This window comes from Methylobacterium sp. NPDC097929 (genome assembly GCF_049543375.1).
GTDB lineage: Bacteria > Pseudomonadota > Alphaproteobacteria > Rhizobiales > Beijerinckiaceae > Methylobacterium.
In genome coordinates this window covers 246,615-271,313 of sequence record NZ_JBMVEP010000001.1, presented here as the reverse complement: position 1 = coordinate 271,313, position 24,699 = coordinate 246,615, and the positions used below count along the sequence as shown (strand labels likewise).

General features: G+C 70.0%; 29 protein-coding genes and 1 other RNA gene. 16 read left to right on the top strand and 14 right to left on the bottom strand.

Translation table 11 applies throughout. The annotated features are described in order from the left end of the window. Window positions 1–368 precede the first annotated feature (368 nt). The gene (locus tag ACPCJR_RS01300; protein ID WP_391511057.1) at window positions 369–695 is read left to right on the top strand and encodes a hypothetical protein; all 327 of its coding nucleotides are present in this window, start codon (window positions 369–371) and stop codon (window positions 693–695) included. A gap of 28 nt (window positions 696–723) precedes the next feature. Here the strand turns inward: ACPCJR_RS01300 and ACPCJR_RS01295 are convergent, their stop codons facing one another. Genes ACPCJR_RS01295 through pdxY form a run of 3 tightly spaced genes read right to left on the bottom strand, consistent with a single transcriptional unit; the run spans window position 724 to window position 3,256 of the window. Continuing rightward, the gene (locus tag ACPCJR_RS01295; protein WP_391511058.1) at window positions 724–1,455 is read right to left on the bottom strand and encodes an NUDIX hydrolase; all 732 of its coding nucleotides are present in this window, start codon (window positions 1,453–1,455) and stop codon (window positions 724–726) included. Then, window positions 1,445–2,374, bottom strand: coding sequence for a PhzF family phenazine biosynthesis protein (locus ACPCJR_RS01290; protein ID WP_391511059.1), 930 nt, complete (start codon window positions 2,372–2,374; stop codon window positions 1,445–1,447). The genes ACPCJR_RS01295 and ACPCJR_RS01290 overlap by 11 nt, the downstream gene beginning before the upstream one ends. Before the next feature lie 30 nt (window positions 2,375–2,404). Continuing rightward, complete coding sequence (gene pdxY / locus ACPCJR_RS01285; RefSeq protein ID WP_391511060.1) at window positions 2,405–3,256, bottom strand: pyridoxal kinase PdxY; 852 nt, start codon at window positions 3,254–3,256, stop codon at window positions 2,405–2,407. Between the two features lie 120 nt (window positions 3,257–3,376). On the opposite strand from pdxY, the gene ACPCJR_RS01280 reads away from it, so the two are divergent. The 3 genes from ACPCJR_RS01280 (at window position 3,377) to ACPCJR_RS01270 (ending at window position 5,250) form a co-directional block, all read left to right on the top strand. Next, on the top strand, window positions 3,377–3,898 hold the full coding sequence (locus ACPCJR_RS01280) for a DedA family protein (RefSeq protein ID WP_391511061.1): 522 nt from the start codon (window positions 3,377–3,379) through the stop codon (window positions 3,896–3,898). A gap of 1 nt (window position 3,899) precedes the next feature. Further along, a complete protein-coding gene (locus ACPCJR_RS01275) occupies window positions 3,900–4,694 on the top strand; it encodes a cobalamin-binding protein (protein ID WP_391511062.1) in 795 nt (264 codons plus the stop codon). A gap of 70 nt (window positions 4,695–4,764) precedes the next feature. Further along, entirely contained in the window at window positions 4,765–5,250 is a 486-nt protein-coding gene (locus ACPCJR_RS01270; protein WP_391511063.1) for an MmcB family DNA repair protein, read from the top strand. On the opposite strand, the gene ACPCJR_RS01265 is transcribed toward ACPCJR_RS01270, so the two are convergent. Genes ACPCJR_RS01265 through fumC form a run of 3 tightly spaced genes read right to left on the bottom strand, consistent with a single transcriptional unit; the run spans window position 5,173 to window position 7,142 of the window. After that, window positions 5,173–5,478, bottom strand: coding sequence for a ribbon-helix-helix domain-containing protein (locus ACPCJR_RS01265; protein WP_391511064.1), 306 nt, complete (start codon window positions 5,476–5,478; stop codon window positions 5,173–5,175). The two genes, ACPCJR_RS01270 and ACPCJR_RS01265, sit on opposite strands and share 78 nt — an antisense overlap. Further along, entirely contained in the window at window positions 5,475–5,663 is a 189-nt protein-coding gene (locus ACPCJR_RS01260) for a DUF4169 family protein (RefSeq protein WP_391511223.1), read from the bottom strand. Before ACPCJR_RS01260 ends, ACPCJR_RS01265 begins: the two co-directional genes overlap by 4 nt. 60 nt (window positions 5,664–5,723) lie before the next feature. After that, window positions 5,724–7,142: a class II fumarate hydratase gene (gene fumC / locus ACPCJR_RS01255; protein WP_391511065.1), complete on the bottom strand. Its 1,419-nt coding sequence runs from the start codon at window positions 7,140–7,142 to the stop codon at window positions 5,724–5,726. Between the two features lie 136 nt (window positions 7,143–7,278). Between fumC and ACPCJR_RS01250 the strand changes: the two genes are divergently transcribed. After that, entirely contained in the window at window positions 7,279–8,682 is a 1,404-nt protein-coding gene (locus tag ACPCJR_RS01250; protein ID WP_391511066.1) for a cytochrome P450, read from the top strand. Window positions 8,683–8,826: 144 nt separating this feature from the next. On the opposite strand, the gene ACPCJR_RS01245 is transcribed toward ACPCJR_RS01250, so the two are convergent. Both ACPCJR_RS01245 and ssrA read right to left on the bottom strand, forming a co-directional pair. Beyond that, the gene (locus tag ACPCJR_RS01245; protein ID WP_391511067.1) at window positions 8,827–9,468 is read right to left on the bottom strand and encodes an SspB family protein; all 642 of its coding nucleotides are present in this window, start codon (window positions 9,466–9,468) and stop codon (window positions 8,827–8,829) included. A 57-nt stretch (window positions 9,469–9,525) separates the two neighbouring features. Further along, window positions 9,526–9,901: a transfer-messenger RNA gene (gene ssrA / locus ACPCJR_RS01240) on the bottom strand. 42 nt (window positions 9,902–9,943) lie between these two features. On the opposite strand from ssrA, the gene ACPCJR_RS01235 reads away from it, so the two are divergent. The 6 genes from ACPCJR_RS01235 (at window position 9,944) to ACPCJR_RS01210 (ending at window position 16,166) form a co-directional block, all read left to right on the top strand. Then, window positions 9,944–10,768: a CPBP family intramembrane glutamic endopeptidase gene (locus ACPCJR_RS01235; RefSeq protein WP_391511068.1), complete on the top strand. Its 825-nt coding sequence runs from the start codon at window positions 9,944–9,946 to the stop codon at window positions 10,766–10,768. Window positions 10,769–10,866: 98 nt separating this feature from the next. Continuing rightward, entirely contained in the window at window positions 10,867–11,661 is a 795-nt protein-coding gene (locus tag ACPCJR_RS01230) for a thymidylate synthase (protein ID WP_391511069.1), read from the top strand. Then, complete coding sequence (locus ACPCJR_RS01225; RefSeq protein ID WP_391511070.1) at window positions 11,661–12,161, top strand: dihydrofolate reductase; 501 nt, start codon at window positions 11,661–11,663, stop codon at window positions 12,159–12,161. The genes ACPCJR_RS01230 and ACPCJR_RS01225 overlap by 1 nt, the downstream gene beginning before the upstream one ends. A 267-nt stretch (window positions 12,162–12,428) precedes the next feature. Then, window positions 12,429–13,568 carry an FtsH protease activity modulator HflK gene (hflK, locus tag ACPCJR_RS01220; protein WP_391511071.1) on the top strand — a complete coding sequence of 380 codons (1,140 nt, stop codon included), beginning with the start codon at window positions 12,429–12,431 and terminating at the stop codon, window positions 13,566–13,568. Further along, a complete protein-coding gene (hflC, locus tag ACPCJR_RS01215; protein WP_391511072.1) occupies window positions 13,565–14,521 on the top strand; it encodes a protease modulator HflC in 957 nt (318 codons plus the stop codon). The genes hflK and hflC overlap by 4 nt, the downstream gene beginning before the upstream one ends. Window positions 14,522–14,630: 109 nt before the next feature. Further along, entirely contained in the window at window positions 14,631–16,166 is a 1,536-nt protein-coding gene (locus tag ACPCJR_RS01210) for a Do family serine endopeptidase (RefSeq protein ID WP_391511073.1), read from the top strand. 241 nt (window positions 16,167–16,407) lie between these two features. Here the strand turns inward: ACPCJR_RS01210 and serB are convergent, their stop codons facing one another. Beyond that, entirely contained in the window at window positions 16,408–17,319 is a 912-nt protein-coding gene (gene serB / locus ACPCJR_RS01205) for a phosphoserine phosphatase SerB (protein ID WP_391511074.1), read from the bottom strand. A gap of 14 nt (window positions 17,320–17,333) precedes the next feature. On the opposite strand from serB, the gene miaA reads away from it, so the two are divergent. Continuing rightward, the gene (gene miaA, locus ACPCJR_RS01200; protein WP_391511075.1) at window positions 17,334–18,287 is read left to right on the top strand and encodes a tRNA (adenosine(37)-N6)-dimethylallyltransferase MiaA; all 954 of its coding nucleotides are present in this window, start codon (window positions 17,334–17,336) and stop codon (window positions 18,285–18,287) included. Here the strand turns inward: miaA and ACPCJR_RS01195 are convergent. Further along, window positions 18,265–19,131 (bottom strand): NAD(P)-dependent oxidoreductase, encoded by an 867-nt coding sequence (locus tag ACPCJR_RS01195; RefSeq protein ID WP_391511076.1) that lies wholly within the window; start codon window positions 19,129–19,131, stop codon window positions 18,265–18,267. The two genes, miaA and ACPCJR_RS01195, sit on opposite strands and share 23 nt — an antisense overlap. Window positions 19,132–19,262: 131 nt before the next feature. Between ACPCJR_RS01195 and ACPCJR_RS01190 the strand changes: the two genes are divergently transcribed. Together ACPCJR_RS01190 and ACPCJR_RS01185 are read left to right on the top strand one after the other, a co-directional pair. Beyond that, window positions 19,263–20,459 (top strand): GSCFA domain-containing protein, encoded by a 1,197-nt coding sequence (locus ACPCJR_RS01190; protein WP_391511077.1) that lies wholly within the window; start codon window positions 19,263–19,265, stop codon window positions 20,457–20,459. Continuing rightward, entirely contained in the window at window positions 20,360–21,283 is a 924-nt protein-coding gene (locus ACPCJR_RS01185) for a WcbI family polysaccharide biosynthesis putative acetyltransferase (protein WP_391511078.1), read from the top strand. Before ACPCJR_RS01190 ends, ACPCJR_RS01185 begins: the two co-directional genes overlap by 100 nt. 50 nt (window positions 21,284–21,333) lie before the next feature. Here the strand turns inward: ACPCJR_RS01185 and moaA are convergent, their stop codons facing one another. Next, the gene (gene moaA, locus ACPCJR_RS01180; RefSeq protein WP_391511079.1) at window positions 21,334–22,368 is read right to left on the bottom strand and encodes a GTP 3',8-cyclase MoaA; all 1,035 of its coding nucleotides are present in this window, start codon (window positions 22,366–22,368) and stop codon (window positions 21,334–21,336) included. 143 nt (window positions 22,369–22,511) lie between these two features. On the opposite strand from moaA, the gene ACPCJR_RS01175 reads away from it, so the two are divergent. Then, the gene (locus ACPCJR_RS01175; protein WP_391511224.1) at window positions 22,512–22,958 is read left to right on the top strand and encodes a gamma-butyrobetaine hydroxylase-like domain-containing protein; all 447 of its coding nucleotides are present in this window, start codon (window positions 22,512–22,514) and stop codon (window positions 22,956–22,958) included. Window positions 22,959–23,129: 171 nt separating this feature from the next. Here the strand turns inward: ACPCJR_RS01175 and ACPCJR_RS01170 are convergent, their stop codons facing one another. Both ACPCJR_RS01170 and ACPCJR_RS01165 read right to left on the bottom strand, forming a co-directional pair. Then, window positions 23,130–23,279 (bottom strand): hypothetical protein, encoded by a 150-nt coding sequence (locus ACPCJR_RS01170; RefSeq protein WP_391511080.1) that lies wholly within the window; start codon window positions 23,277–23,279, stop codon window positions 23,130–23,132. 39 nt (window positions 23,280–23,318) lie between these two features. Then, a complete protein-coding gene (locus ACPCJR_RS01165) occupies window positions 23,319–23,561 on the bottom strand; it encodes a DUF2171 domain-containing protein (protein WP_391511081.1) in 243 nt (80 codons plus the stop codon). Window positions 23,562–23,722: 161 nt separating this feature from the next. Between ACPCJR_RS01165 and ACPCJR_RS01160 the strand changes: the two genes are divergently transcribed. Beyond that, a complete protein-coding gene (locus ACPCJR_RS01160) occupies window positions 23,723–23,860 on the top strand; it encodes a hypothetical protein (protein ID WP_391511082.1) in 138 nt (45 codons plus the stop codon). A gap of 79 nt (window positions 23,861–23,939) precedes the next feature. Here ACPCJR_RS01160 and ACPCJR_RS01155 read toward each other — a convergent pair whose 3' ends face one another. Then, window positions 23,940–24,581 (bottom strand): L,D-transpeptidase, encoded by a 642-nt coding sequence (locus tag ACPCJR_RS01155; protein ID WP_391511083.1) that lies wholly within the window; start codon window positions 24,579–24,581, stop codon window positions 23,940–23,942. Between the last annotated feature and the right edge of the window lie 118 nt (window positions 24,582–24,699).

The window sequence follows — 24,699 nt, the reverse complement described above, 5'->3', positions numbered from 1 at the left end:
CCGGTGGACGAGCGGCATCCCCTGAGAGCCCAGGCGAATGCGCCCGGACGGCCCTCAGGGGCGGCTAAGAAGCAGGCCTACGAGAATGAGCGCGCAGGACGACGCGGCCGCGAAAGCGGCACCCTCGTTCGTCTGCACGGAGCGGCCAGGGGCCACGCTCGATTCTCCTCAGAGGCTGACTCGCCGGCGGACCGCCATCGGACCATCGCGCGACCAGGGTGGCGGTATGTACCGATTGCCGGGGATCGTGACAAGCACATGCCTGTCCCGCCCCCCTACGGCGATTGACCGGTGCAGCCGCCGGGGGCAAAACCCGCCGGCCAAGCTTGGCTGCAACGAACCTCCTCGCGCAACCGGAGAGACAAGTCGTGCCCGCGCCGCTTCCTCGTGCCGTCTCCCTCGCCCTCCTCGGCTGCGCCCTGAGCGCCTGCCAGTCGAGTGCGCCGCCCCCGGTGGCGCCCGTCGCCGCCGCCCCCGCGATCGCCGCCCTGCCGACGGGCAGCGGCTGCGGCCCGACCATCGCCCGCACGCAGGCCATCGTCGACGGCGACGTGAAGACCGGCGATCTCTCCGCCGCGGTCGGCACGCGCTTCGGCGCCGACCTCGACAAAGCGGCCCAGGCCTGCGCCGCCGGGCGCGAGGGTGAGGCGATGAGCCTGCTGGCAGCGGCCAAGACGCGTTACGGCTACCGTTGAGGAAAGGGCCGGGCGCCGCCCGTCCCTCTCACTCCGGGAAGATGCTCGCGAGATAGGCCTGGACGAAGCCCGGCATCCGAGCGGCGTCGATGTCGGCCCGCGAGCGGGCGACGACGCCGTGGGCCAGTTCCGGCTGGTCCTCGCGGGCGCGATGCGTCTCGATGCGCGCCTTCAACGCCTCCGCGTCGAGATCGAAGCGGACGGGGCGCAGGAAGGCGAGCTGACCGTCGCCGCGCAGCAGCGCCCATTCCTCCTCCGCCCCCTCGGGCAGGGTGAGGCCGGTCTCCTCTAGGAACTCCCGCGCCGCGCTGCCGGCGAGATCGACCGTGCCGTCCTCGCGCAGGTCCCCCTGATCCGGCGTGCCGCAGGGGAAGTAGATCTGCCCGGCATTGGCGGTGTGCGCCCCCATGACGCCGAGGATCACCGCCCCGTCGGTGCTGTGCGGGACGATGGCCGCAAAAGCGTTCGCCACCAGCGCGTCGGGCACGCCCGCATCGCGGAAGGCGATGAAGCGCGAGTAGGGCGCCTCGAACAGGGCCGCCTCGCAGGCGCCGTCCGCGATGGCGCAGCCGCTGGCGAGGAAGACCGTGCCGTCGAACAGGCCCGGCGTCTTCGCGAGGCGCCGCTCCCAGTTCTGGTCGATCGCCGCTTCATTGTCCCGGGCCCAGGCCCAGTCGTAGGCGACGCGCCGGGCCGAGATCCGCGACAGCGTCACGAGGGAGAAGCCCGGCGCGACCTCGCCCGCCCTCTTAATCGACACGCAGGGTCCCCTCGCTCACCACGACCGCATGCCCCCCGATCTCGACCGAGCGCAGGCCGCCCTCCGCGATGACGAGCTGGAGGTCGATGGTGCTCGGGCGGCCCATGGCGACGCCCTGGCGGATCAGCACGTCGTGCGTGCCCTCGCCGAGGGGCTCGAACTGCATCAGCACGCCCGCGAAGGCCGCCGCGGCGCTGCCCGTGGCGGGATCCTCCGCCACGCCGAGATGGGGCGCGAACATCCGCGCTTGGTAGCGATGGCCGATCCCCTCCGGATCGAGTGCGTAGAGGTAGAGCGCATCGGCCGTGCCGTCGGGGAACAGGCGCTCGAACCGGCCGGAATCGAGCCGCGCCCGGTCGAGGGCGTCGTGGGAGGCCAGCGGCACGAAGGTGAAGGAGGGGCCGGCGCCGTGGCGGCTCGGAAGATGGCGGTTGAAGCCGATCTCGGACGACCTGAGACCGAGGGCTTCGGTGATCGCGTCCCGCGCCGCGGCTTCGCCGAGATAGCGCGGCAGGACCGGAAGCTTGAAGCGGGCGCGTCCGCTGGCCCCGTCCGCCGCGCCCTCGACGGCGCAGGAGACGATGCCGATCTCTTCCTCCAGCCCGAAGGCGGCGGCGTCGGCCAGCGCGGCGGCCTGCCGCTCGGCGCGGTCGCGCAGGGCGAGCAGCACCGCCGTCCCGACCGTCGGGTGGCCGGCGAAGGGCAGTTCCCGCGCGGGCGTGAAGATGCGCAGCCGCGCCCGGTGGCGCGCCTCCTCCGGCGGCAGCACGAAGACGGTCTCCGAGAGGTTGAATTCGCGGGCGATGGCCTGCATCGCGGCTGCGTCCAACCCTTCGGAATCGAGCACCACCGCGAGCGGGTTTCCGGCGAGCGGCGTGTCCGTGAAGACATCGAGGGTGGCGAAGCGGCGTTGCGGCATGGAGCCTCCGGGATCACTCGGGCGGGCGGATCAGACGACCTCGACCGGGAAGGCCGAACTCGGGGCGACGAACTCGTCCTGCGCCGCGACGGTCAGCAGCTCCGCCGAGCCGGCCTCCGCCGTGCGGCGCAGCAGCCCGTGGATGGAGGCGGCGGCCATGCCCAGCGCCAACGCGGCCGAGCCCGTGCGCAGGTAGTGCACGAGATAGAGCGCGGCGACGGCGTCGCCCGCCCCGGAGACCGCCTTCAGGTCGAGCCGCGGCGTGCGCACCCGCCAGAACGAGCCGCCCTCCCCCGCCATCATATCGATGGCGTCGGGCGGGGTCTCGGCGGTGACGAGCGAGGTGACGAGCACGACCCGCGGGCCCAGTACCTGGACCGAGCCGAGTGCGGCCTTGGCCGCCTCCAGCGTGTCGCTGGGCTGCCCCGAGATCAGGTCGAGCTCGAACTGGTTGGGGGTGAGGATGTCGGCCGCCGGCACGGCCTGATCCCGCATGAAGTCGGCGATGCCGGGGCGCACGTAGACGCCGGAATAGGTGTCGCCGATGACCGGATCGCAACAGAACAGGGCCGCGCGGTTCGCGGCCCGCACGGCGGCGACCGTGCGCAGGATCGCCGTGCCGATATCGGCCGAGCCCATATATCCGGAGAGCACCGCGTCGCACGCCTTGAGCGCGCCGCGCTCGGCCACGCCCTGCACCACCTCCTCGACCGCCGGCCCGTCGAAGACGCGCCCGCGCCACTGGCCGTAGCCGGTATGGTTGGAGAACTGCACGGTGTGGACGGGCCAGACCTCGACGCCGAGCCGCTGCATCGGAAAGACGGCGGAGGAATTTCCCACATGGCCGTAGGCGACGTGCGACTGGATCGACAGGACCTTCATGACGCTCCGGTGTCCGCGTGCGGCCCTGGTGGTAGCTCAAGTGGCCGCAGGGCGCATCCTGCCGGCTTGCCCGAGCGTTGCGGCTCGGCCAGATGAAGCGTCACCGCGGCCGGAGAGAGCATGGATTTCGAGACGATCAAGCAATCCGTCGTGGCGTTCATCGAGGCGCACCGGGCCTGGGCACCGCTGGTGACGGGGGTCATCGCCTTCTGCGAATCGCTGGCGGTTCTCTCGCTGCTCGTCCCCGCGACCTTCATCCTGCTCGCGATCGGCGCGCTGATCGGCTCCAGCGATCTGCCGCTCTGGCCCATGGTGATCGGCGCCGGCATCGGCGCCGGCCTCGGGGACTGGGTCTCCTACGAGGTCGGCCGCTACTTCAAGGAAGACGTGAAGCGGATCTGGCCCATGAGCCGCCACCCGGAGATGACCCTGAAGGCCGAGGGCTTCATCCGGCGCTGGGGCTCGGGCGCGGTGGCGATCGGGCGCTTCATCGGTCCGGCCCGGGCCGTGGTGCCGCTGGTGGCCGGGAGCTTCGGCGTCAACCGCCTCCCGTTCCAGATCGCCAACTGGCTCTCCGCCTTCGTCTGGGCCTTCGTCATGCTCGCGCCCGGAGCGGGGCTGTTCGCGTGGCTCAAGCACTGAGATGCGCCGCTTCCCGCCCGAACGGATCGTCTGCCTGACGGAGGAGACCGTCGAGACGCTCTACCTGCTGGGCGAGGACCGACGCATCGTCGGCGTCTCGGGCTACGCCGTGCGCCCGCCGCAGGTGCGCCGCGAGAAGCCGCGGGTCTCCGCCTTCACCAGCGCGGACCTCCCGAAGATCCTCGCCCTCGAACCGGACCTCGTCCTCGCCTTCTCCGACCTCCAGGCGGAGATCGCCGCGAGCCTCGCCCGGGCGGGGGTGGCGGTCCACCTGTTCAACCAGCGCGACGTGGCGGGCTGCCTCGCGATGATCCGCACGCTCGGCGCCCTGGTCGGGGCCGGGGAGCGGGCCGAGGCGCTGGCCCGCTCCTACGAGGCGCGCCTCAGCGCCGCCGCGGCGGAGCGGGCGGAGGGTCCGCGGCTCAAGGTCTATTTCGAGGAATGGGACGCGCCGATGATCTCCGGCATCGGCTGGGTCTCCGACCTGATCGGCCATGCCGGCGGGCAGGACATCTTTTCGGATCTGAGCCGCGAGCCTGCGGCGAAGGACCGGATCGTCACCTCACATCAGGTGATCGCGGCGGCGCCCGACGTGATCCTCGCCTCCTGGTGCGGCAAGCGCGTCAACGTCGAGCGCATCCGCACGCGGCCGGGCTGGGCTTCGATCCCCGCGGTGGCGCAGGGGCGCATCCACGAGATCAAGTCGCCGCTGATCCTGCAGCCGGGTCCGGCGGCGCTGACGGATGGCTTCGAGGCGATCCGGGCGGCGCTCGGCGTGCGGCAAAGCGGCCCGTGACACCGGCCTGACGCCCCTGGCAGGATACGGGGACTCGATTCGGCCGCATCCGCAAGTCACCGCACCCGGCATGTCCACAGCCCTCGCGAACATCGTCCTGCCGCCCGACCGCCGCCAATCGCCGACCGCGCTCAACATCCAGCGCGGGGTGCGGCGGCTGCTCGCGGAGATGGGCTGCGTGAGCCTGCCCGAGTTCTCGCTCGCCAACGGGCGGCGGGCCGACGTGATCGCCCTGTGCGGGGCGGGGCGGCTCACCATCGTCGAGATCAAGTCGAGCGTGGCCGATTTCCGCGCCGACCGGAAATGGCCGGATTACCGCGACTATTGCGATCGCTTCTTCTTCGCGATCCCCGAGACCGTGCCCGAATCGCTGATCCCCGAGGAGTGCGGCCTCATCGTCGCCGATTCCTTCGGCGCCGCGATCCTGCGCGATCCGCCGGATCACCCCTTGAGCCCGGCCCGGCGCAAGGCCGTGACCCTACGCTTCGCCCATTCCGCCGCCGGCATCCTGCACGCGCTCGCCGATCCCGGCGCCATCCGCGAAGGCGCGCTCTAACGGACCCTGGCGCACCGCGCCGAGCACGAAGACCCTGAGGGCGGAGGAGAGGTTGCGCGCGCCGCGCGCGGAATCGACGGCGCCGACCAGCGCCTGCACCGATTGTCCGCGCGCCCGCGCGATCTCCTGGAGTGCCGACCAGAATTCCGCCTCCAGCGAGACGCTGGTGCGATGGCCCGCGATCATCACCGAGCGCTTGGCGACGCCCGGGATCGGCGGCCGCGTCATTCCTTGTCGGGTTCGGTGAGCCGGTGGCCTTCGTGGCGGGTCTGCTCGAGGGTCTTGCGCGTCTCGGCCAGCGTCTTCGCCTTCTTCGGCCGCCCGAACAGCACCCGGTTCTGGGCGGCCTTGGCCTCCTTGGCCGCCTTCTCGCGATCCTTGCGCACCTGACGCAGATTGATGATCTCGGCCACCATAGTCGCCTCCGGTCCACCCGGCGCGCACGCTCCGCGCCGGGTGGACGAATCTTGCGCTTATTCCGCGCTCGGCGCCAGCATGGTTTCGGGCCGAACGACGCGCTCGAACTCCTCCTCCGTGACGTAGCCGAGGCGCAGGGCCTCCTCCTTCAGGGTGGTGCCGTTCTTGTGCGCCGTCTTGGCGATCTCGGCGGCCTTGTCATAGCCGATGGAGGGCGCGAGCGCGGTCACCAGCATGAGCGAGCGGCTCATGAGGTCGCTGATCCGGTCGGTGTTGGCCTTGATGCCGACGACGCAATTGTCGGTGAAGCTGACGGAGGCGTCCGCGAGCAACCGCACCGATTGCAGCACCGCGTTGGCGATCACCGGCTTGAACACGTTGAGCTCGAAATGGCCCTGGCTGCCGGCGAAGCTCACCGTGGTGCCGTTGCCGATCACCTGGGCACAGACCATGGTCAGCGCCTCGCACTGGGTCGGGTTGACCTTGCCCGGCATGATCGAGGAGCCGGGCTCGTTCTCCGGCAGCGACAGCTCGCCGAGGCCCGAGCGCGGGCCCGAGCCGAGCAGGCGGATGTCGTTGGCGATCTTGAACAGGCCGGAAGCTAGGGCCGTGAGCGCGCCCTGAAGGAAGACCAGGGCGTCGTGGCTGGCCAGCGCCTCGAACTTGTTCTCGGCGGAGGTGAAGGGAAGCCCGGTCAGCTCGGCCACCTTGGCGGCGAAGCGATCGGCGAATTCGGGATGCGCGTTGAGCCCCGTGCCGACGGCGGTGCCGCCCTGGGCCAGGGCGAGGACGCCGGGAAGCGTGGCCGCGACGCGGGCGCCGCCGAGCGCCACCTGCGCGGCGTAGCCGGAGAATTCCTGGCCGAGCGAGACCGGGGTCGCATCCTGCAAGTGGGTGCGGCCGATCTTGACGATGGAGTCGAACGCCTTGGTCTTGGCGTCGAGCGCGGCGTGCAGGTGGGAGAGCGCCGGCAGCAGCCGCTCCTGCACCTCGCGGGCGACCGCGATGTGCATGGCGGTGGGGAAGGTGTCGTTCGAGGACTGGCCACGGTTGCAATGGTCATTCGGGTGGACCGGCGACTTGCCGCCGCGCTTGCCCCCGAGCCGCTCGTTGGCGAGGCTGGCGATGACCTCGTTGGCGTTCATGTTGGACTGCGTGCCCGAACCGGTCTGCCAGACCACGAGGGGAAACTCGTCGTCGTGCCGTCCGGCGACGACCTCGGCAGCGGATTCGGCGATCGCGTCGGCGATCCTGGGCTCGAGCCCGCCGAGATCCTTGTTCACCAGGGCGGCGGCCTGCTTGACGATGCCCAGCGCGTGCACGAGCGGCGCCGGCTGGCGCTCGGTGCCGATCTTAAAGTTCTGGATGGAGCGCTGCGTCTGCGCGCCCCAGTAGCGGTGGGCAGGCACCTCGATCGGGCCGAAGGTGTCGGACTCCGTGCGGGTTTCCACGGCGGGGGTCTCGTGCGGCGACATCGTGGCCTCTTCGTTGGCTCGGATGCGGCCCTACTTAACGAAGCACGGTGACAAGCGCGATGCCGGCCCGAAACCGGGGAATGACGCATCGCGGAATCCGTTACCGCCGAGTTTCCTCGCAAGGTTCTTCCCCTCGATGCTGGATCTGCCGTCCCTTCCGGCCCGCAGCGCGGATGCCGGGCCGTTCCGACCCAAGGTTCCGCCGCCGCTGACCCGGCCGCTCGGCCTGTTCGCCTTCCTCAAGGCCGTCCGGGAGAACCCGATCGCCACCTGGATGGACGCGCACTTCGAGGAGTTCGTCGTCGCCGGGGAGACGGCGATGGGGCGGGTCACCGTCGTCAGCGATCCGGCCCTGGTGCGCTATCTGCTGGTCGAGAACGCCGCCAACTACCGCAAGGACGACCTCCAGAAGCGCGTGCTGGCGCCGGGTCTGGGCAACGGCCTGCTCACGGCGGAGGGCGACGAGTGGCGCCTGCAGCGCCGCACGCTGGCCCCGATCTTCTCCGCCCGTCACGTCGCCGGCTTCGTGGCGCAGATGGATGCGGCGGGCGCGCGCCTCGCCCGCCGGCTGGCGCGCCGCGACGGCGCCACCGTCGACATCGCCCTGGAGATGACCCGCGCGACCCTCGACGTGCTGGAGCGGACGATCTTCACGCAGGGCCTGCCCGGCGATCCCGACGCGCTCGGCCGGGCCATCACCCGGCTCCTCGAATCGGTCGGGCCGATCGATCCGCTCGACGTGTTCGGTTTCCCCGCCTTCGTGCCGCGGCTCGGCCGCCTGCGGGCGCGGCCGGCCCTGCGCTTCTTCGCCGAGGTGGTCGATACCCTGCTCGACCAGCGCAAGGCGGCCCTGGCCCGGGGCGAGGCGCCCCACGACCTGATGACCCTGCTGCTCGCGGCCCAGGACCCGGAGACCGGCAAGGGTCTCTCCGACATCGAGGTGAAGGCCAACATCGTCACCTTCATCGCCGCCGGCCACGAGACCACCGCCAACGCCCTGACCTGGGCGCTCTACTGCCTCTCGCAGGATGCGGCCGCCCGCGAACGCGTCGAGGCGGAGGTCGATGACGCCGCCGGCCCCGATGGCGCCCTGCAGCTCGATCGATTGCCGTTCACGAAGGCGGTGATGGAGGAGACCATGCGGCTCTTCCCGCCGGTGCCGTTCCTGAGCCGGCAGGCCCTGCGCGAGGACCGGATCGGCCGCGTGAAGATCCCACGCAACTCCACCGTCATCATCGCCCCCTGGGTGATGCAGCGGCACCGCAAGCTCTGGGCGGAGCCCGACGCCTTCATCCCCGAGCGCTTCGTCGGTGCGCGCCGCGACGCGATCGAGCGCTACGCCTACCTGCCCTTCGGCGCGGGGCCGCGGGTCTGCATCGGTCAGAGCTTTTCGGTGCAGGAGGCGACGCTGGTGCTCGCTCACGTCGCGCGGGCGGTCCAGCTCACCCTGCCGCCGGGCCACCCACCGGTGACGCCGCTCCACCGAGTGACGCTGCGCCCCAAGGAGGGGCTGCGCATGGTCGCACGGCGACGGGGCTGACCGCACCGCGTCCGATCGGGGAGACGAGCCCACGCGGTCGGCACGAGGCCGGCGCAAGCGATCCAGGGCCGCTGCCCTCTCCGGACAGGTCGCGCCTTGGATCGCCTCGCGATGACGGTGATGCTTCGATCGAGAGGCGCGGCGTCAGTTCTTCTTGCGGAAAGCGTCGAGACTCACGACCTCGGCGGTGCCGTCGCGCTCGACCTTCTCGGCGGCCTCGGGCTGCGCCTCGGTGCCGTCCTCGGACTTGTCGTCCGGCTTCGCCTTGCCCGCGGCGGGCAGGGCCGGCACGATCTTGGGTCCGTTCGGCAGCGTGGCGATGCCGGTGCCCTTCGGCTTGATCTCGGCGGGCTCCGAGGCCGCGCCGCGCGGGCCGGTCTTTGCCGGCGCGCTCGGCTGCGATTCGTCGACGACCTCCGCCTCCTCGCCCTCGTTCAGATCGAACTTGAGGCCGAACTGAACCGATGGGTCGAAGAAGCCCGACAGGGCGTCGAAGGGAATCAGCAGCCGCTCGGGCACGCCGGAGAAGGACAGCCCCACCTCGAAGCTGTGCTCGGTCACGCCGAGATCCCAGAACTGGTGCTGCAGGACGATCGTCATGTCCTGCGGGTATTTTTCGCGGAGGCGCTGCGACATGCGCACGCCCGGCGCCTCGGTCCGGAACGAGATGTAGAAGTGGTGCTCGCCCGACAGGCCTTCCCGGGCCGCGTCGGTCAGCACCTTGCGCACGACGCCGCGCAGGGCGTCCTGAACCAGGAGATCGTAACGGATCAGATCTTCGGCCATCGGCGCTCGCTTCGCCGGTCACGGCCGGATGGCGGCTGCGCCGGGTCGTGGAAAGTGAGTGGAGGTTTCTGTTGCCAGGTACCTCCGAACCCCGCCTATGCGGTGCTACCCGCTAGGACTTTAGGTCGGTTTTTGGCACCGCTTACGCGGCGACAGCCACCGGAGCAAAGTTGTCGTTGGCAACTATTGCAAAGGCCCGATAACGGCGGAACCATGCCGAGCGAAAGCTCACCCTTTACGCCCTCGTCGATCCTATTTCGCCCCCGCCGGAACCCAACATCGCGGCCGTGCGGCCATCGGTCCTGGGTTCGGGTGGAGGCGCCGGGTACCGCCCCCGGGTCCGATAGGTTTATTGCGAAGAACGTTTATCGCCATAGCCGGCCTTGCGACCGGCAAAGCGAATATAGAGAGGCCGACGGCGGTTTTGAAGAGCGATCAGCGCTCAGACCCGCTCCGCGTTGCGAGCGTGGCCGATATGCCGCCCGCCCGCCTCGGCGCGCGCCGGCCCGCGCCCTCGAATTCACCCCTGCGGCGCGCCCTGACCTGGCTCGGACAGGTGCTGCTCCTCGTCGCGGTGCCGCTTCTGATTCTGCTCGTGGCGAGCGCTCTCGCCATCCTGCTCGTGCGGGTCGGCGGGGATCTGCGCCTCGGCATCGACCCGCTCCTGAGCACGGAGCGGCGCCCGCGCCTGCCGCTGGCCGAGATCGCCGGTCGGAGCGTCGCGGTGGACGCGATCCGGCAGGTCCTGATGGCGCTGCTCGTGATCGCGGGGGCCGTGTGGATGTCCGGCCGCGGCTGGCGCCAACGGCTCGGTCTCGCCGCGCCCGCCCAGCCGCGGGCGCCGATGCGGCGGCTCTGGCTGCTCCTGCCACTCTGGCCCCTGATCCACATCGCCTGGGTGACGACCACGGCGGCGGCCCTGCACATGAATTTCGGACAGGGGGTCCGTCTCTCGCCCTTCCTGAGTCCGACGATGCTGGCCCTCTGGCTGGCCTTCGTCGTGGTGCTCGCCCCGGTCGCCGAGGAGATGCTGCTGCGCGGCGAGACCTTCGCCCGGGCCAGCGCCTTCCTCGGTCCGGCGGGCACGATCGCGGCCACGGCGCTCCTGTTTTGCCTCGCCCACGTCTCGCTCGAGCCGGGCAAGACGAGTGCGCTGGCCCGGCCGCTCACCCTCCTGCCGCTGGCGCTGACCCTCGGCTGGCTGCGCTGGCGCACCGGCCGGCTCTGGCCCTGCATCCTGCTGCACGGCTGGAGCAATTTGTGCCTGATCGCCTATCAGCTCGGGCCACGGTTGCTCTGACGGCCTGAGGCGCGCGTAACCAAGCTCTCCGGAAAGCCGGGACGGCGCCGAAGCGCGACTCGACATCGGCGCGAGGGGGCGCCAGACCTTGAGGCGTCATGCGCGCCTATCACGATCTGCTCGACCGCATCCTGACCGAGGGCGTCCGCAAGGAGGACCGCACCGGCACGGGCACGCTCTCGGTCTTCGGCCACCAGATGCGCTTCGACCTGTCGCAGGGCTTTCCCCTCGTCACGACGAAGCAGCTGCATCTGCGTTCGATCGTCCACGAGCTGCTGTGGTTCCTGAAAGGCGACACCAACATCGCCTACCTGAAGGAGAACGGCGTCACGATCTGGGACGAGTGGGCGGACGCGAAGGGCGATCTCGGCCCCGTCTACGGCAAGCAGTGGCGCTCCTGGGAGAAGCCCGGCGGCGGCACCGTGGACCAGATCGCCTGGGTTCTGGACGAGATCGCCCGAAACCCGGATTCGCGCCGCCTCGTGGTCTCGGCCTGGAACCCGGCCGACCTCGACCGGATGGCGCTCGCACCCTGCCACTGCCTGTTCCAGTTCTACGTCGCGGACGGGCGGCTCTCCTGCCAGCTCTACCAGCGCTCGGCCGACGCCTTCCTCGGCGTGCCCTTCAACATCGCGAGCTACGCCCTGCTGACGGCGATGATGGCGCAGGTGACGGGCCACGCCCCGGGGGACTTCGTCCACACCTTCGGCGATGCCCATCTCTACGCCAACCATCTCGATCAGGCCCGGCTGCAGCTCTCCCGCGCGCCGCGCGCCCTGCCGCGCCTGCGGCTGAACCCCGAAATCCGTTCGCTCTTCGACTTCCGCTTCGAGGACATCGCCATCGAGGGCTACGAGCCGCATCCCGCCATCAAGGCCCCGGTGGCGATCTGATGCCGCGCCCCGTTATCGCCCTGATCGCCGCCATCGCCCGCAACGGCGTGATCGGCCGCGACAACAGCCTGATCTGGCGCCTGTCGAGCGACCTGAAGCGCTTCAAGGCGCTCACCATGGGCAAGCCCATTCTGATGGGTCGCAAGACCTGGGACTCGATCGGCCGACCGCTGCCGGGCCGCCGCAGCCTCGTCCTGACCCGTGACCGCAGCCTCGCGATCCCCGGCGCGACGGTCGTCCACGACTGGTCCGGCGCGCTCGAAGCCGCGGGCGGGGACGAACTTATGGTGGTGGGCGGCGCGGAGATCTACGCCTTGGCCCTGCCCCACGCCGACCGGCTGCACCTGACCGAGGTCGAGGCGGAGCCGCCGGGCGATGCGTATTTTCCGCCCTTCGACCGGGCGGATTTCCGTGAGACGTTTCGCGAGGCGCACGGGCCCGGCGAGCGCGACGAGTTCGCCTTCCGGTTCGTGGATTGGGAGCGCGTGGGCGTCGGTTGATGGTGCGAGGCGCATTGGCCGCAGGGGTCGGGCTCGGCATCGCGCCTTTCAGACCGTTGCGGTTGACGCGGGGCAGGCCCACCTGCCAGCCTTGACAGGACCGCATGGGGCCACTCAGGTGCGCAGCGTCCATGCGGCACCGCAAACGCGTTCTGGCGGTTGGCAAAACCGGCTTCACCCGCCTGAAGGTGGGTCGAGGGGATCGGGTTTCGGAACAGGGTCTTCCGCATCCGCGGAGATCGGCTTCAGCAGGAGATCACGTCGAGAATGCCTTGGAGCAATCAGAGCGGCGGCGGAGGTGGCCCCTGGGGCCGTCCCGGCGGCGGCAATGGCGGCGGTCCCTGGGGTGGCGGGGGCGGCGGCAAGACGCCCCCCGATCTCGAAGATCTGCTCCGGCGCGGACAGGATCGCCTCCGCGGCGTCATGCCGGGCGGCGGCTTCGGCGGCGGCAAGGGAATCCTGGTCGCGGCGGGCCTCGTGCTCGGCGCGTGGCTGCTGACCGGCTTCTACATCGTGAAGCCCAACGAGGTCGGCATCAACACGATCTTCGGGCGCTACACCGGCCAGTCCGGCGAGGGCCTGCGCTACAACTTCCCCTACCCGATCGGCGGCGTGCAGAAGCCCAATGTCGGCGTCGTGAACTCGATTCCGATCGGCTACGTCACCGGCGGCGGCACCGCCCGCCAGCGCGACGTGGCGGAAGAGAGCCTGATGCTCACCGCCGACGAGAACATCGTCGACCTCGACTTCGAGGTGCAGTGGCGCGTCAACCCGCTCAAGGCCGAGGATTACGTCTTCAACCTCGCCAACCCGGACGGCACCATCAAGGCCATCGCCGAAAGTGCGATGCGCGAGGTGATCGGCCGGCGCAACATCCAGGCGATCCTGACCAACGAGCAATCGAGCATCGCGCAGGAAGTCAAGGAGATCGTCCAGGCGGCGCTCGACGAGTACGGCGCGGGCGTGCGCATCGAGGTGGTGCAGCTCACCAGCGTCAACCCGCCCCCGGAAGTGCGTCCGGCCTTCATCGACGTGAACGCCGCCCAGCAATACGCCCAGCAGGTGCGCAACGAGGCCGAGACCTACTTGAGCCGCGTGGTGCCGGAAGCCCGGGGTAATGCGAGCAAGGTCGTGCAGGGCGCCGAGGCCTACGCCTCCCAGGCCACCGCCGAGGCGACCGGTCAAGCCGCGCGCTTCAAGCAGGTCTACGAATCGTACAAGGCCGCGCCCGAGATCAGCCGCGAGCGCATGTTCCTCGAAACCATGGAGAAGGTGCTCGGCTCCGTGCACAAGACCATCATCGACCAGAGCGGCGGCGTCTCCGGTGCCAACGCAGCGGGTGTCCTGCCCGTCCTGCCGCTGACCGATGGCGGCCGGAACCAGACGAGCGGAGGACAGGGCCGATGAATAATCCCGCCCTTCGCACCGGCCTCGTCGTCATCGCGGCGGCGATCGCGGTCGGCCTCTACGCCTCGGTCTTCACCGTCGGCCAGATGCAGCAGGCCCTCGTGCTCCAGCTCGGCCGCGTGCGCGACGTGCTGAACCCCGTCGGCCAGAACAAGCCGGGCCTCTACTTCAAGGTCCCGTTCGCCGACAGCATCGTGCTGTTCGACAAGCGGGTGCTCGACCTCGACCTGCCGGTGCAGACCCTGCTCACCGCGGACCGGCAGAACCTCGAAGTGGACGCCTTCGCGCGCTACCGCATCATCGATCCGCTGAAGTTCTACCAGTCGGTGGGCACCATCGCGCTTGCCAACCAGCGTCTGGCGAGCTTCACGAACTCGTCCCTGCGCAATGTGCTGGCCCGCTCCAGCCGTGACGCGATCGTCCGGACCGACCGCGCCAACCTGATGAACACGATCCAGGAGGACGTGAACAAGCAGGCCAAAGCGCTCGGCATCGAGATCGTCGATCTGCGCATGACCCGCGTCGACCTTCCCGCCAAGAACAGCCAGGCGGTCTACGACCGCATGACCTCGGAGCGGAAGAAGGAGGCCACCGACATCCGCGCCAACGGCGAGCAGGCCGCGACCCTGATCCGGGCCAAGGCCGACCGCGACGTGACCGTCATCCTGGCGGAAGCCACGCAGAAGGCGGACGAACTGCGCGGTCAGGGCGAGGCGGACCGCAACCGCATCCTGGCGGAAGCCTTCGGAGCGGATGCCGGCTTCTTCTCCTTCTATCGCTCGCTGCAGGCCTACGAGCATGCGCTGAAGGGCCAGGACACGCGGCTCGTCGTGAGCCCGAACTCCGACTTCTTCCGCTACTTCGGAGACCCGCAGGGCCGCAGCCCGAACGCGCGCAGCGGCGGCGCCGAGCCGACCGCCGGCGGTGCGGCGACGACCGGCTCGGTGCGCTGACGACCGAGCGGCCCTCCACACGCGACCGGCCGGCGCCCTTGATCGGGGCGCCGGCCGACGAATTTATAGGCATGCCTGACAATGCCGTCCGGAACCTGAGGAAACATCCATGAGAGTCGCCGCGAACGCCGCCCGGGGCCGACAGCCGTCGCTCGCCCGGCGCGCCTCCTCGGCCCTGGCCGCCGCGGTGCTGGGCCTCGCCGTCACGGCGACCGCCCTGCCCGTCCCGGCCTTCGCCCGCGGTCCAGAATCGCTCGCCGACCTCGCCGAGAAGGTGACGGACGCGGTCGTGAACATCTCGGCCTCCACCACCGTCGAGGCCAACAGCCGCAGCGGCCGGAGCCTGCCGCAGCTGCCCCAGGGCACACCCTTCGAGGATCTGTTCGAGGAATTCTTCAAGCGCCGCGGCCAGGGCAGCCCGCGCAGCGAGGACGACAGCCCGCGCGCACCCTCGCGCAAGTCGAACTCGCTCGGCTCCGGCTTCATCATCGACGCCGCGGGCGTGGTGGTGACGAACAACCACGTCATCGGCGACGCCAACGACATCCAGGTCATCCTGGCCGATGGCACCAAGCTGAAGGCCGAGATCATCGGCAAGGATCCGAAGATCGACCTCGCCCTGCTCCGGGTGAAGCCGACGGCCGAGCGTCCGCTCAAGGCGGTGCCCTTCGGCGATAGCGACAAGATGCGTCCGGGCGATTGGGTGATGGCGATCGGCAACCCGTTCGGGCTCGGCGGCTCGGTCTCCGCCGGCATCGTCTCGGCCCGGGGCCGCAACATCGAGTCCGGCCCCTACGACAACTACATCCAGACGGATGCGGCCATCAACAAGGGCAATTCCGGCGGACCGCTGTTCAACATGGACGGCGAGGTGATCGGCATCAACACCGCGATCCTGTCGCCGTCGGGCGGCTCGGTCGGCATCGGCTTCGCGGTGCCGTCCGGGACGGCGAGCCCGGTCATCGACCAGATCCGCGAGTTCGGCGAGGTTCGCCGCGGCTGGCTTGGCGTGCGCATCCAGAACGTCGACGACGCCACCGCCGAGGCGCTGGGCCTCAAGGGCGGGGCCAAGGGCGCGCTGGTGGCGGGCGTGGACGAGAAAGGGCCGGCCAAGACCGCCGGGCTCGAAGTCGGCGACGTCATCACCAAGTTCAATGGCGTGCCGGTGAAGTCCTCCAGCGAGTTGCCGCGCATCGTCGCCGCGACGCCGGTCGGCAAGACCGTGGACATCCAGGTGGTGCGCAAGGGCGAGGAGCAGACGAAGTCGGTCGTGCTCGGACGCCTGGAGGACGGCGAGAAGACGCAGGTCGCCAACGTCAAGCAGCCCGAGCCGGAAGCGGTCAACCGGCAGATCCTCGGCCTGAACCTCTCGGGTCTGACCGAGGAGGCGCGCCGCCGCTACGGCATCAAGGAGAGCGTGAAGACCGGCGTCGTCGTCACGAAGGTCGATCCCAATTCGACCGCCGCCGACAAGCGCATCCAGCCCGGCGAGGTCATCGTCGAGGTGGGTCAGGAAACGGTGGCGAGCCCGGCCGACGTGACCAAGCGGGTCGATGCCCTGAAGAAGGAGGGCCGCAAGTCCGTGCTTCTCCTCGTCGCCAGCGCCAGCGGCGACGTGCGCTTCGTCGCGATCGGGCTGGAGTAAGGGCCGCTCGTCGATCGAGGAGATCGGCGGCGCGACGCTGCAATTGTCGCGCCGCCTTCAACGAAGGGCGGCGGCCCGGCAGCGGACGAATACGATTTCCGGTTGATGGCTTCGGTCTCTTCCGTCGTCCTTGCGAGGCTCAGCCAAAGCAATCCAGGGCTCCGCATCGTCCGGACACGTCGCGCTCTGGATCGCTTCGGCTCCGCCTCGCGATGACGGAGAGGGGTGAAGGCCGAGGCGATCAACCGGAAACGGCATCAGCCGCGAATTCGGCCGCCGAGAAGCCCTGAAGGTAGAGAAGCGCGGTGAGATCACCGTGCTCGATGCGCACTCGGGCAGCCTGCGCCACCTTCGGCTTGGCCCGGAAGGCGACGCCGAGGCCGGCCTCGGCGAGCATCGGCAGGTCGTTGGCGCCGTCGCCGACCGCGAGGGTATCGGCCGGTGACAGCGAGAGCCGCTCGCGCAGGTCCAGCACGGTCGCGCGCTTGGCCTCCGCGCCGACGATCGGCTCCTCCACCGCGCCCGTCAGCTGCCCGTCCGCCACGGCGAGGCGGTTGGCGCGGGTCTCGTCGAAACCGAGCGTCGCTCCGATCGGACCGGTGAACAGCGTGAAGCCGCCGGAGACGAGGCAGGTGAAGGCGCCGTGCGCCCGCATCGTCGCCACGAGCGTCCGGCCGCCGGGGGTGAGCCGGATCGCATCGCGGATCAGCCCGTCGATGACGTGGACGGACAGCCCCTTCAGCAGGCGCACGCGCTCGCGCAGGGCCGGCTCGAAAGCGATCTCGCCACGCATGGCCCGCTCGGTGATCTCGGCGACCTGCGGCTTGAGACCGACCATGTCGGCCAATTCATCGATGCATTCCTGCTCGATCATGGTCGAGTCCATGTCGGCCAGGAACAGGCGCTTGCGGCGATGCTGATCGTGCGCGAGCACGGCCAGGTCGATCGGTTCGCCGGCTAGCGCCGCGCGCAGCGCCTCGGTGAGCGCAGGCACCGCCTCGGGCTCGCCCGGCACTAGCAGTTCGGCGGCCACCTCCCCGTGCAGGATTCGGGGCTGATGCTCGGTGCGCAGCACCCGTCGCGCTTCGGCGAGGACTGCGTCGGTGATGGCGGGCCGGGCGGGGTTTGCTATCAGCGTGGCGACGAGGGTCATGGAGAGAAAGCGCCGTGCAGGGTCCGGACGGGATGGATGCGGAGCGTCCGGCCGCAATTCTCATTGCAGGGCCCACCGCCTCGGGCAAGTCGGCCCTGGCCCTGCGGATCGCCCGCGCGTTTCAGGGCACGGTGATCAACACCGACTCCATGCAGGTCTACGCGGATCTGCGCGTCCTCTCGGCCCGGCCGGCCCCGGAGGAGGAGGCGCTGGCACCCCACCGGCTCTACGGCAGCGTGGACGGGGCGGTGAACTTTTCCGTCGGCCATTTCCAGCGAAGTGCCGCCGCTCTCCTGGCGGATGATGGGGCGGGCGGTCTGCCCATCTTCGTGGGCGGCACGGGCCTCTACTTCCGCTCGCTCGAGGACGGCATCTCGGACCTGCCGGAGGTGCCCGCCGCGATCCGGGACCGGGTTCGCGCCGAGGCGGAGGGACAGCCGACGCAAGCCCTCCACGCCCTGCTCGCCCGGCGCGATCCCGCGAGCGCGGAGCGCCTGCGCCCGTCGGATCGCATGCGGGTGATGCGAGCGCTGGAGATCGTCGAGGCCACGGGCCGCTCCATCCTCTCCTTTCAGGAGGCGCGGCGACCCGGCCCGCTGGCCGGCCGGCCGCTTCTGAGGATCTTTCTCGACATAGACCGGGACGAGCTGCGCCGACGCATCGATGCGCGCTTTCTCGCGATGATGGAGGCCGACGCCCTCGACGAGGTCGCCGCCTTGCGGGAGCGGCGACTCGATCCGCTCCTTCCGGTGATGCGCGCCCACGGCGTGCCGGGGCTGATCGCCCATCTCGACGGGGCGCTCTCCCGCGAGGAGGCGATCCGGCGCGGGCAGGCCGACACGCGCCGCTACGCCAAGCGTCAGTTCACCTGGTTCCGCCACCAGATGGGGACGGACTGGCTCTGGAGCGATGCGAAGGCGGCCTGGGCGCGGGCCGAGGCGCGCCTCAGCGCTCCAGCCGGGCGATGAGCGAGGAGGTGTCCCAGCGCTTGCCGCCCATCGCCTCGACCTCGGCGTAGAACTGATCGACCAGCGCCGTCACCGGCAGGCGGGCGCCGTTGCGGCGCGATTCGGCGAGCAGGATACCGAGATCCTTGCGCATCCACTCCACCGCGAAGCCGAAATCGAACGTGTCGGTATTCATGGTGCGGCCGCGATTCTCCATCTGCCAGGAGCCGGCCGCGCCCTTCGAGATCACTTCGAGCACCGATTCGACGTCGAGCCCGGCACGCTTGGCGAAGTGGATCGCCTCGGAGAGACCCTGGACCAGCCCGGCGATGGCGATCTGGTTGACCATCTTGGTGAGCTGGCCCGAGCCCGAGGGCCCGAGCAGGCGGCAGGACTTGGCGTAGGCCGCGATGACGGGCTCGACCCGCGCATAGGTCGCCTCGTCCCCGCCGCACATCACGGTGAGCACGCCGTTCTCGGCCCCCGCCTGACCGCCGGAGACCGGGGCATCGACGAAGTGCAGGCCGGCCGCATCGGCTTCCGCCGAGAGTTCGCGGGCCACTTCCGCCGAGGCGGTGGTGTGATCGACGAAGACCGCCCCCTTCTCCATGCCGGCAAAGGCGCCCTCCGCCCCCAGGACGACCGAGCGGAGATCGTCGTCGTTGCCGACGCAGGCGAACACGATCTCGCAGCCGGCCGCCGCCTCCCGCGGGGTCGAAGCGGCGCGCCCGCCATGGGCGGCGACCCAGGCATCGGCCTTGGCCCGGGTGCGGTTGTAGACCGTCACGGTGTGGCCCTTGCGCGCAAGGTGCCCGGCCATGGGCGAGCCCATCACTCCGAGGCCGAGGAAGGCGACGTTGGCCATGGGTTTCATCTCCGGTGTTCGATGGGGTGTGCTGGCGACATGCTCTAGCCTCGACCCGTCTGCATGCAAAATCCCATCGTCGGGAGACGCCATTGCCGGCCGCGGCCCCGTGATCTAGGGTCCGCCCGCCGATGCAGGACCGCGCGCAAAATCCCTATTCCGGTCTTGCCGACCATGCCTTCTGGGATCGCTCGGTCGGCTCGCTCCCCCTGTTCGCCCTCGATCCCATGGCCGGCCCGCCCCTGCCGCCGGAAGCGAGGCTGACCCGGCAGACCCGGATCGCGACGGCGGGAAGCTGCTTCGCCCAGCACATCGCCGACCGGCTGCAGGCGAGCGGCCACCACTACTTCGTCACCGAGGACGCGCCGGAGGACATGGCCCCGGAGGCGGCGCGGATGCGCGGCTACCGCCTGTTCTCGGCCCGCTACGGCAACGTCTACACCGCCCGCCAGCTGCGCCAGCTGATCGAGCGGGCCTATGGCCGCTTCGTCCCCGCAGACACCGCTTGGGAGCGGCGGGACGGACGCTTCGCCGACCCGTTCCGGCCCCGCATCGAGCCCGAGGGTTTTGCCGGCCCGGAAGCGGTCGAGGAGGAGCGACAGCGCCACTTCGCCGGCCTGCGCCGGCTCTTCGAGGAACTCGACGTCTTCGTCTTCACCCTCGGCCTCACCGAGGGCTGGCAGGCGGCCGCGGACGGTGCGGCCTTTCCGCTCTGTCCCGGCGTGGCCGCGGGCCGCTTCGACCCGGACGCCTATCGCTTCGTCAACCAGCCCGTCGAGGAGGTGATCGCCGATCTCACCGCCTTCGCCGAAGCCCTGAAGGCGGTGAACGGCCGGGCCCGCCTGATCCTCACGGTCTCCCCGGTGCCGCTCGTCGCGACCTACGAGCCGCGCCACGTCCTGCAATCGACCGTGCACAGCAAGGCCGTCCTGCGGGTCGCCGCGCAGCGCCTCGCCGACACCCGCGCGGACACGCTGTATTTCCCTTCCTTCGAGATCGTCACCTCGCCCGAGGGCGCCGCCCGCTACCTCGAGAGCGATCTCCGGTCCGTCAGCAAGGACGGTGTCGACCATGTCATGCGTGTGTTCTTCCGCCATCTCACCGAAGGCGGGGACAGCGACGCCCTCCCCGCTTCCAGCCGCAGCCTGCACGAGGCGCGGCAGGAATTCGCCCGGCAGGCGGCCGTGGTCTGCGACGAGGAATTGCTCGCCGCGGGAGGGACGCGGCCGTGGCTAGGCGCATCGTCGTCGTCGGCAACAACTGCCAAGTCGCCGTCCTGGGGGGATGCCTGGGCTTTCTTGCGCCGGAGGCTCAGGTCGCGGCGGTAGAGCCGGCGACCTTCGCACAGTTCGACGCGAGCCCGCAGCGCCTGCTGGAGGCCGTGGCGGAGGCGGACCTGACCGTCGGCATGCCGTTCGAGCGCGGCGCGCTCGGCGACCTGACACCGGCCCGGATCGCGCAGGCCGCGCTGACCTACGTGCCGGTCCCGACCATCGTCTTCCCCGCCTTCCATCCCGACATCATCTATATCGGCCACAAGGGCGGCCTGTTCGGCTCACCGATGGGCGACTACCACTCGGCGCTGATCGTCTACGGCTTCGCCCGCGGCTTCTCGGTGGACGCGATCGTCTCCCTGTTTCGCGCCGACGTCTTCGCCCGGCTCGGCTATCTCGACGGCTGGTTCGCGGCACGGGATTCGCTGCTCGCGATGAGCCGGGCGCATGGCTGCGACCTCGATCGGCTGTTCGCCGGCTGGATGCGCCGCGGTTGCTTCATGCACACGATCAACCACCCGAAGCTCTTCGTCCTGGGCGATCTCGCCCGCGACGCGCTTGGACGGGCCGGCATTCCGGCGCGGGCAGCGTCTTGTGAGGATTACCTGCCCGACCCGCTGAGCGGCAGCATCTGGCCGGTCTATCCCGAGATCGCCGCAAGGATCGGTGTCACCGGCAGCACCACCTTCAAGCCGCCGCTCGGCGGCCTGAACTTCCTCACCGATGCCGGGCGCTGCATCGAGCTGCGGGCGATGGTGGAAGGCTCGCTCGCGATCTACGCACACACGCCGAAGATCGCGCAGCACTGCGAGCGCGTCGGCAGCTGGCTCGACAACCGGGAGATCCGCGACGCGCTGCATCCGCTCGCGCTGAGCTGATCTTTAGAGCATCGGCCCGAAAGCCGGTTCCCACCTTTCGGGCCGATGCTTCACCCGCCGGTCACGCTCATGTGGCGCGGCACGGCGGCCGGGCGGGCCCGCTCGATGACGAAGTCGTGGCCCTTGGGCTTGCGGGAGATCGCCTCCACCACCGCCTGCGTCACCAGCGCGTTGTCCGGCGAGGCGCGCAGGGCCGCGCGCAGATCCGCCGCGTCCTCCTGGCCCAGGCACATGTAGAGCTTGCCCGTGCAGGTGAGGCGAACCCGGTTGCAGCTCTCGCAGAAATTATGCGTCAGCGGCGTGATGAAGCCGAGCCGTCCGCCTGTCTCCTCGATGCGGACGTAGCGGGCCGGGCCGCCGGTCCGGTCGGGCAGCGGGGTCAGCGTGAAGCGTTGCTCAAGGCGCTGGCGGGCGACCGAGAGCGGGAGGAACTGGTCGGTGCGGTCCCCCTCGATCTCGCCCAGCGGCATCACCTCGATCAGCGTCATGTCCATGCCGAGGCCGTGGGCCCAGGCGATCATGTCGGCGATCTCGTCCTCGTTGACGCCCTTGAGCGCCACCGCGTTGATCTTGACCTTGATCCCGGCCGCACGCGCCGCCTCGATGCCGGCGAGCACCACCGACAGGTCGCCCCGCCGGGTGATTTCGCGAAACTTCTGCGGGTCGAGCGTGTCGAGGGAAACGTTGATCCGGCGCACGCCGAGATCGGCCAACTCCGGCGCGAAGCGGGCGAGCTGCGAGCCGTTCGTCGTCAGCGTCAGCTCGTCCAGCGCGCCGCTCTTGAGGTGGCGGGAGAGCCGGCGGAACAGGTGCATGATGTCGCGCCGCACCAGCGGCTCACCGCCGGTGATGCGCAGCTTGCGCACGCCGCGATTGATGAACACGCCGCAGAGCCGGTCGAGTTCTTCGAGGGTCAGCAGGTCCCGCTTGGGGAGGAACTGCATGTCCTCCGCCATGCAATAGGCACAGCGGAAGTCGCAGCGATCCGTCACCGAGATGCGCAGATAGGTGATCGCCCGCTGGAAGGGATCGATCAGCGGCGCTGGGCGGATGACCGCGGGCAGGTCGTCGGCAGGACCCCACATGCGTGCCTCTGGACTCGACTCGTTCCGGCGATCGACGGTTTTGTCGGCTGACAGATCCAACATCGGCATCCATATGAGGGCAGAGGCATTTTCCGGCAAGCGCGCGGACGCAATGCCGGCATGAGAGCTTGGGACGGATGATGATGAGCGAGCGCTGGCCCACCGAAATCCGACTCTCCGGCGACAAGCGCACGCTGACCGTCGCCTTCGACGGTGGCGGCCGCTTCGAATTGCCTGCCGAATACCTGCGCGTGTCGAGCCCGTCGGCCGAGGTTCAGGGCCATTCGCCGGCCGAGCGCAAAGTTCTCGGCGGCAAGCGCGAGGTGGCGATCCTGTCGGTGGAGCCGGTCGGCAACTATGCCGTGAAGCTTTTCTTCGACGACATGCACGATACCGGCATTTTCGGCTGGGACTACCTGTTCGACCTCGGCCGCGAGTACCGGAACCGCTGGTCGACCTATCTGCGGGAGCTGAACGAGCGCGGCCTCAGCCGCGACCGGACCGCGAGCGCCCCGGCCGGCGGCACCCACAAGGCGGGGCATCATCACAGCGAAGGTGGCTGCGGGAGCGGAGGCTGCGGCTGCCACTGACGCGCCAGCCGGTCCGGGTGATCGTCAGGAGAGGCAGGCGGCGGCGTCTTTGCCGCCACCGTGGACGCGCTGCCTTCCAAAGCGGGCCGCCCGGACGTGACGTTCCGTGAGCGCCCGGCATCGACCGCCATGCCTGACGGCATCAGGCGGCGACGCAGGAACGGAGCCGGCTCAGCTCGGCTGCTCCTCCACCTCGTCGAGATCCTCGTCGGGGATCGCATCGGGCTTCTGCGGCGGCGGAGCGTCGCCGGACGGCGATTGCGGCGTATCGCCCACCGGCATCGGGTCGAGATCCGGCTTCGGGCTTTCGGTCTGCGTCATCGGGCGTTTCCCTCGTAGAAGAATCGATCGTGCAACGTCTCAAGGAGCGCCGGACGTGCTCCACTCCTTCTTCACTTCCTCCGCGCTGCGATCGAGGCGGACCTGTTCGCCCTCGACGGAGGCCACGAAGTCGAGCGGGATGTAATGGTGCAGGCCACCCGCGTCGGCGTCGCTCTTGGTGAGCTTGATCTCGCCTTTGCCGACATGATCGACCGTCCCGACATGGCCGCCGTCGGAGCCGACGACGGTGGCGTGTTCGCGGATCTGACTGGCATCGACCATGGGCGTCCTCCTCGTTGAGCCGGGCCAACCGATGCCGGGCGTGGAGGTTCCTCGCAGCCAAATGACGGAAGGGCGCGCGAAATGGGTCGGCGCGAAGCGGGGCCGAGGTTGAACCTTCCGCCTCCGGCATCGTTGCCGAGCGGAGTCAACAGGAGGTACGCGTGTCAGCCACGGACTATCAGCACCGCATCGGCCAGGACGTGAACACCGTCGATCAGGTCAGCAGCGTGGTCCTGCTCGGCCTCGCCCTCGCCGGTGCCGCCGCCGTCGTCATTCTCGAACTGCTTCTGGCCATCTGAGACTCGGGCACCCGCCGGTCGCGCACGAAAAAGGCCGGCATCGCTGCCGGCCTTTTCTTCGTTCCGAATGAGGGAGCGATCAGCGCTGGACGACGACGCGGGCGCCGACTTTGACGCGGCTGTAGAGGTCGGTCACGTCCTCGTTGGTCATGCGGATGCAGCCCGAGGAGACGGCGGTCCCGATCGTCTCCGGCTCGTTCGAGCCGTGGATGCGGTAGATCGTGTTGCCGAGATACATGGCGCGGGCGCCGAGCGGGTTCTCGATGCCGCCCTTCATGTAGCGCGGCAGGTCGGGCCGGCGGCGCAGCATCTCCGACGGGGGACGCCAATCCGGCCATTCGCGCTTCATCGTGACGGTCTGCGTGCCACCCCAGGTAAAGCCGGGCCGGCCGACGCCGACGCCGTAGCGCAGGGCCTCCCCGCCGGGTTGCACGAGATAGAGCCGGCGCTCGGCCGTCGAGACGATGATCGTACCGGGCGCGTGGGGCCCGCTATAGGGCACGGTCTCGCGGGCGATGGCGGTGGCCTGCGGCACGGCCGCGCCGGGCACGTCCGCCGGCAGGGCGGCGGAGGGGGCGACGGATTGCGGGCGCACCCGCACGGTCAGAACGTCGGTGAGCGGCTGCCGGGTGAGCGGGTCGATCTCATAGGCGGCGGCGGGGCTTGCGAGCGCGACCGTCGCGCAGGCAAGCCCGCCCAGGGCAATGACGAAACGGCGCATCAGGGCCTCTCGGGGGGCGGGCAAAAAACGGGAACGCGGTGGAAGAACCGCCGCACGATGCCGTGCGGACCCTCGCCAACGCGTAAACGTTGGGTGGGTAAAGCCAAGCTTGATTTGC

Coding starts and splice junctions, on each gene's coding strand:
- ACPCJR_RS01290 (WP_391511059.1), bottom strand. CDS start 2,374: ATGCCGCAACGCCGCTTCGCCACCCTCGATGTCTTCACGGACACGCCG.
- pdxY (WP_391511060.1), bottom strand. CDS start 3,256: ATGAAGGTCCTGTCGATCCAGTCGCACGTCGCCTACGGCCATGTGGGA.
- ACPCJR_RS01280 (WP_391511061.1), top strand. CDS start 3,377: ATGGATTTCGAGACGATCAAGCAATCCGTCGTGGCGTTCATCGAGGCG.
- ACPCJR_RS01275 (WP_391511062.1), top strand. CDS start 3,900: ATGCGCCGCTTCCCGCCCGAACGGATCGTCTGCCTGACGGAGGAGACC.
- ACPCJR_RS01270 (WP_391511063.1), top strand. CDS start 4,765: ATGTCCACAGCCCTCGCGAACATCGTCCTGCCGCCCGACCGCCGCCAA.
- ACPCJR_RS01265 (WP_391511064.1), bottom strand. CDS start 5,478: ATGACGCGGCCGCCGATCCCGGGCGTCGCCAAGCGCTCGGTGATGATC.
- fumC (WP_391511065.1), bottom strand. CDS start 7,142: ATGTCGCCGCACGAGACCCCCGCCGTGGAAACCCGCACGGAGTCCGAC.
- ACPCJR_RS01250 (WP_391511066.1), top strand. CDS start 7,279: ATGCTGGATCTGCCGTCCCTTCCGGCCCGCAGCGCGGATGCCGGGCCG.
- ACPCJR_RS01245 (WP_391511067.1), bottom strand. CDS start 9,468: ATGGCCGAAGATCTGATCCGTTACGATCTCCTGGTTCAGGACGCCCTG.
- ACPCJR_RS01235 (WP_391511068.1), top strand. CDS start 9,944: ATGCCGCCCGCCCGCCTCGGCGCGCGCCGGCCCGCGCCCTCGAATTCA.
- ACPCJR_RS01230 (WP_391511069.1), top strand. CDS start 10,867: ATGCGCGCCTATCACGATCTGCTCGACCGCATCCTGACCGAGGGCGTC.
- ACPCJR_RS01225 (WP_391511070.1), top strand. CDS start 11,661: ATGCCGCGCCCCGTTATCGCCCTGATCGCCGCCATCGCCCGCAACGGC.
- hflK (WP_391511071.1), top strand. CDS start 12,429: ATGCCTTGGAGCAATCAGAGCGGCGGCGGAGGTGGCCCCTGGGGCCGT.
- hflC (WP_391511072.1), top strand. CDS start 13,565: ATGAATAATCCCGCCCTTCGCACCGGCCTCGTCGTCATCGCGGCGGCG.
- ACPCJR_RS01210 (WP_391511073.1), top strand. CDS start 14,631: ATGAGAGTCGCCGCGAACGCCGCCCGGGGCCGACAGCCGTCGCTCGCC.
- serB (WP_391511074.1), bottom strand. CDS start 17,319: ATGACCCTCGTCGCCACGCTGATAGCAAACCCCGCCCGGCCCGCCATC.
- ACPCJR_RS01195 (WP_391511076.1), bottom strand. CDS start 19,131: ATGGCCAACGTCGCCTTCCTCGGCCTCGGAGTGATGGGCTCGCCCATG.
- ACPCJR_RS01190 (WP_391511077.1), top strand. CDS start 19,263: ATGCAGGACCGCGCGCAAAATCCCTATTCCGGTCTTGCCGACCATGCC.
- moaA (WP_391511079.1), bottom strand. CDS start 22,368: ATGTGGGGTCCTGCCGACGACCTGCCCGCGGTCATCCGCCCAGCGCCG.
- ACPCJR_RS01175 (WP_391511224.1), top strand. CDS start 22,512: ATGAGCGAGCGCTGGCCCACCGAAATCCGACTCTCCGGCGACAAGCGC.
- ACPCJR_RS01170 (WP_391511080.1), bottom strand. CDS start 23,279: ATGACGCAGACCGAAAGCCCGAAGCCGGATCTCGACCCGATGCCGGTG.
- ACPCJR_RS01165 (WP_391511081.1), bottom strand. CDS start 23,561: ATGGTCGATGCCAGTCAGATCCGCGAACACGCCACCGTCGTCGGCTCC.
- ACPCJR_RS01155 (WP_391511083.1), bottom strand. CDS start 24,581: ATGCGCCGTTTCGTCATTGCCCTGGGCGGGCTTGCCTGCGCGACGGTC.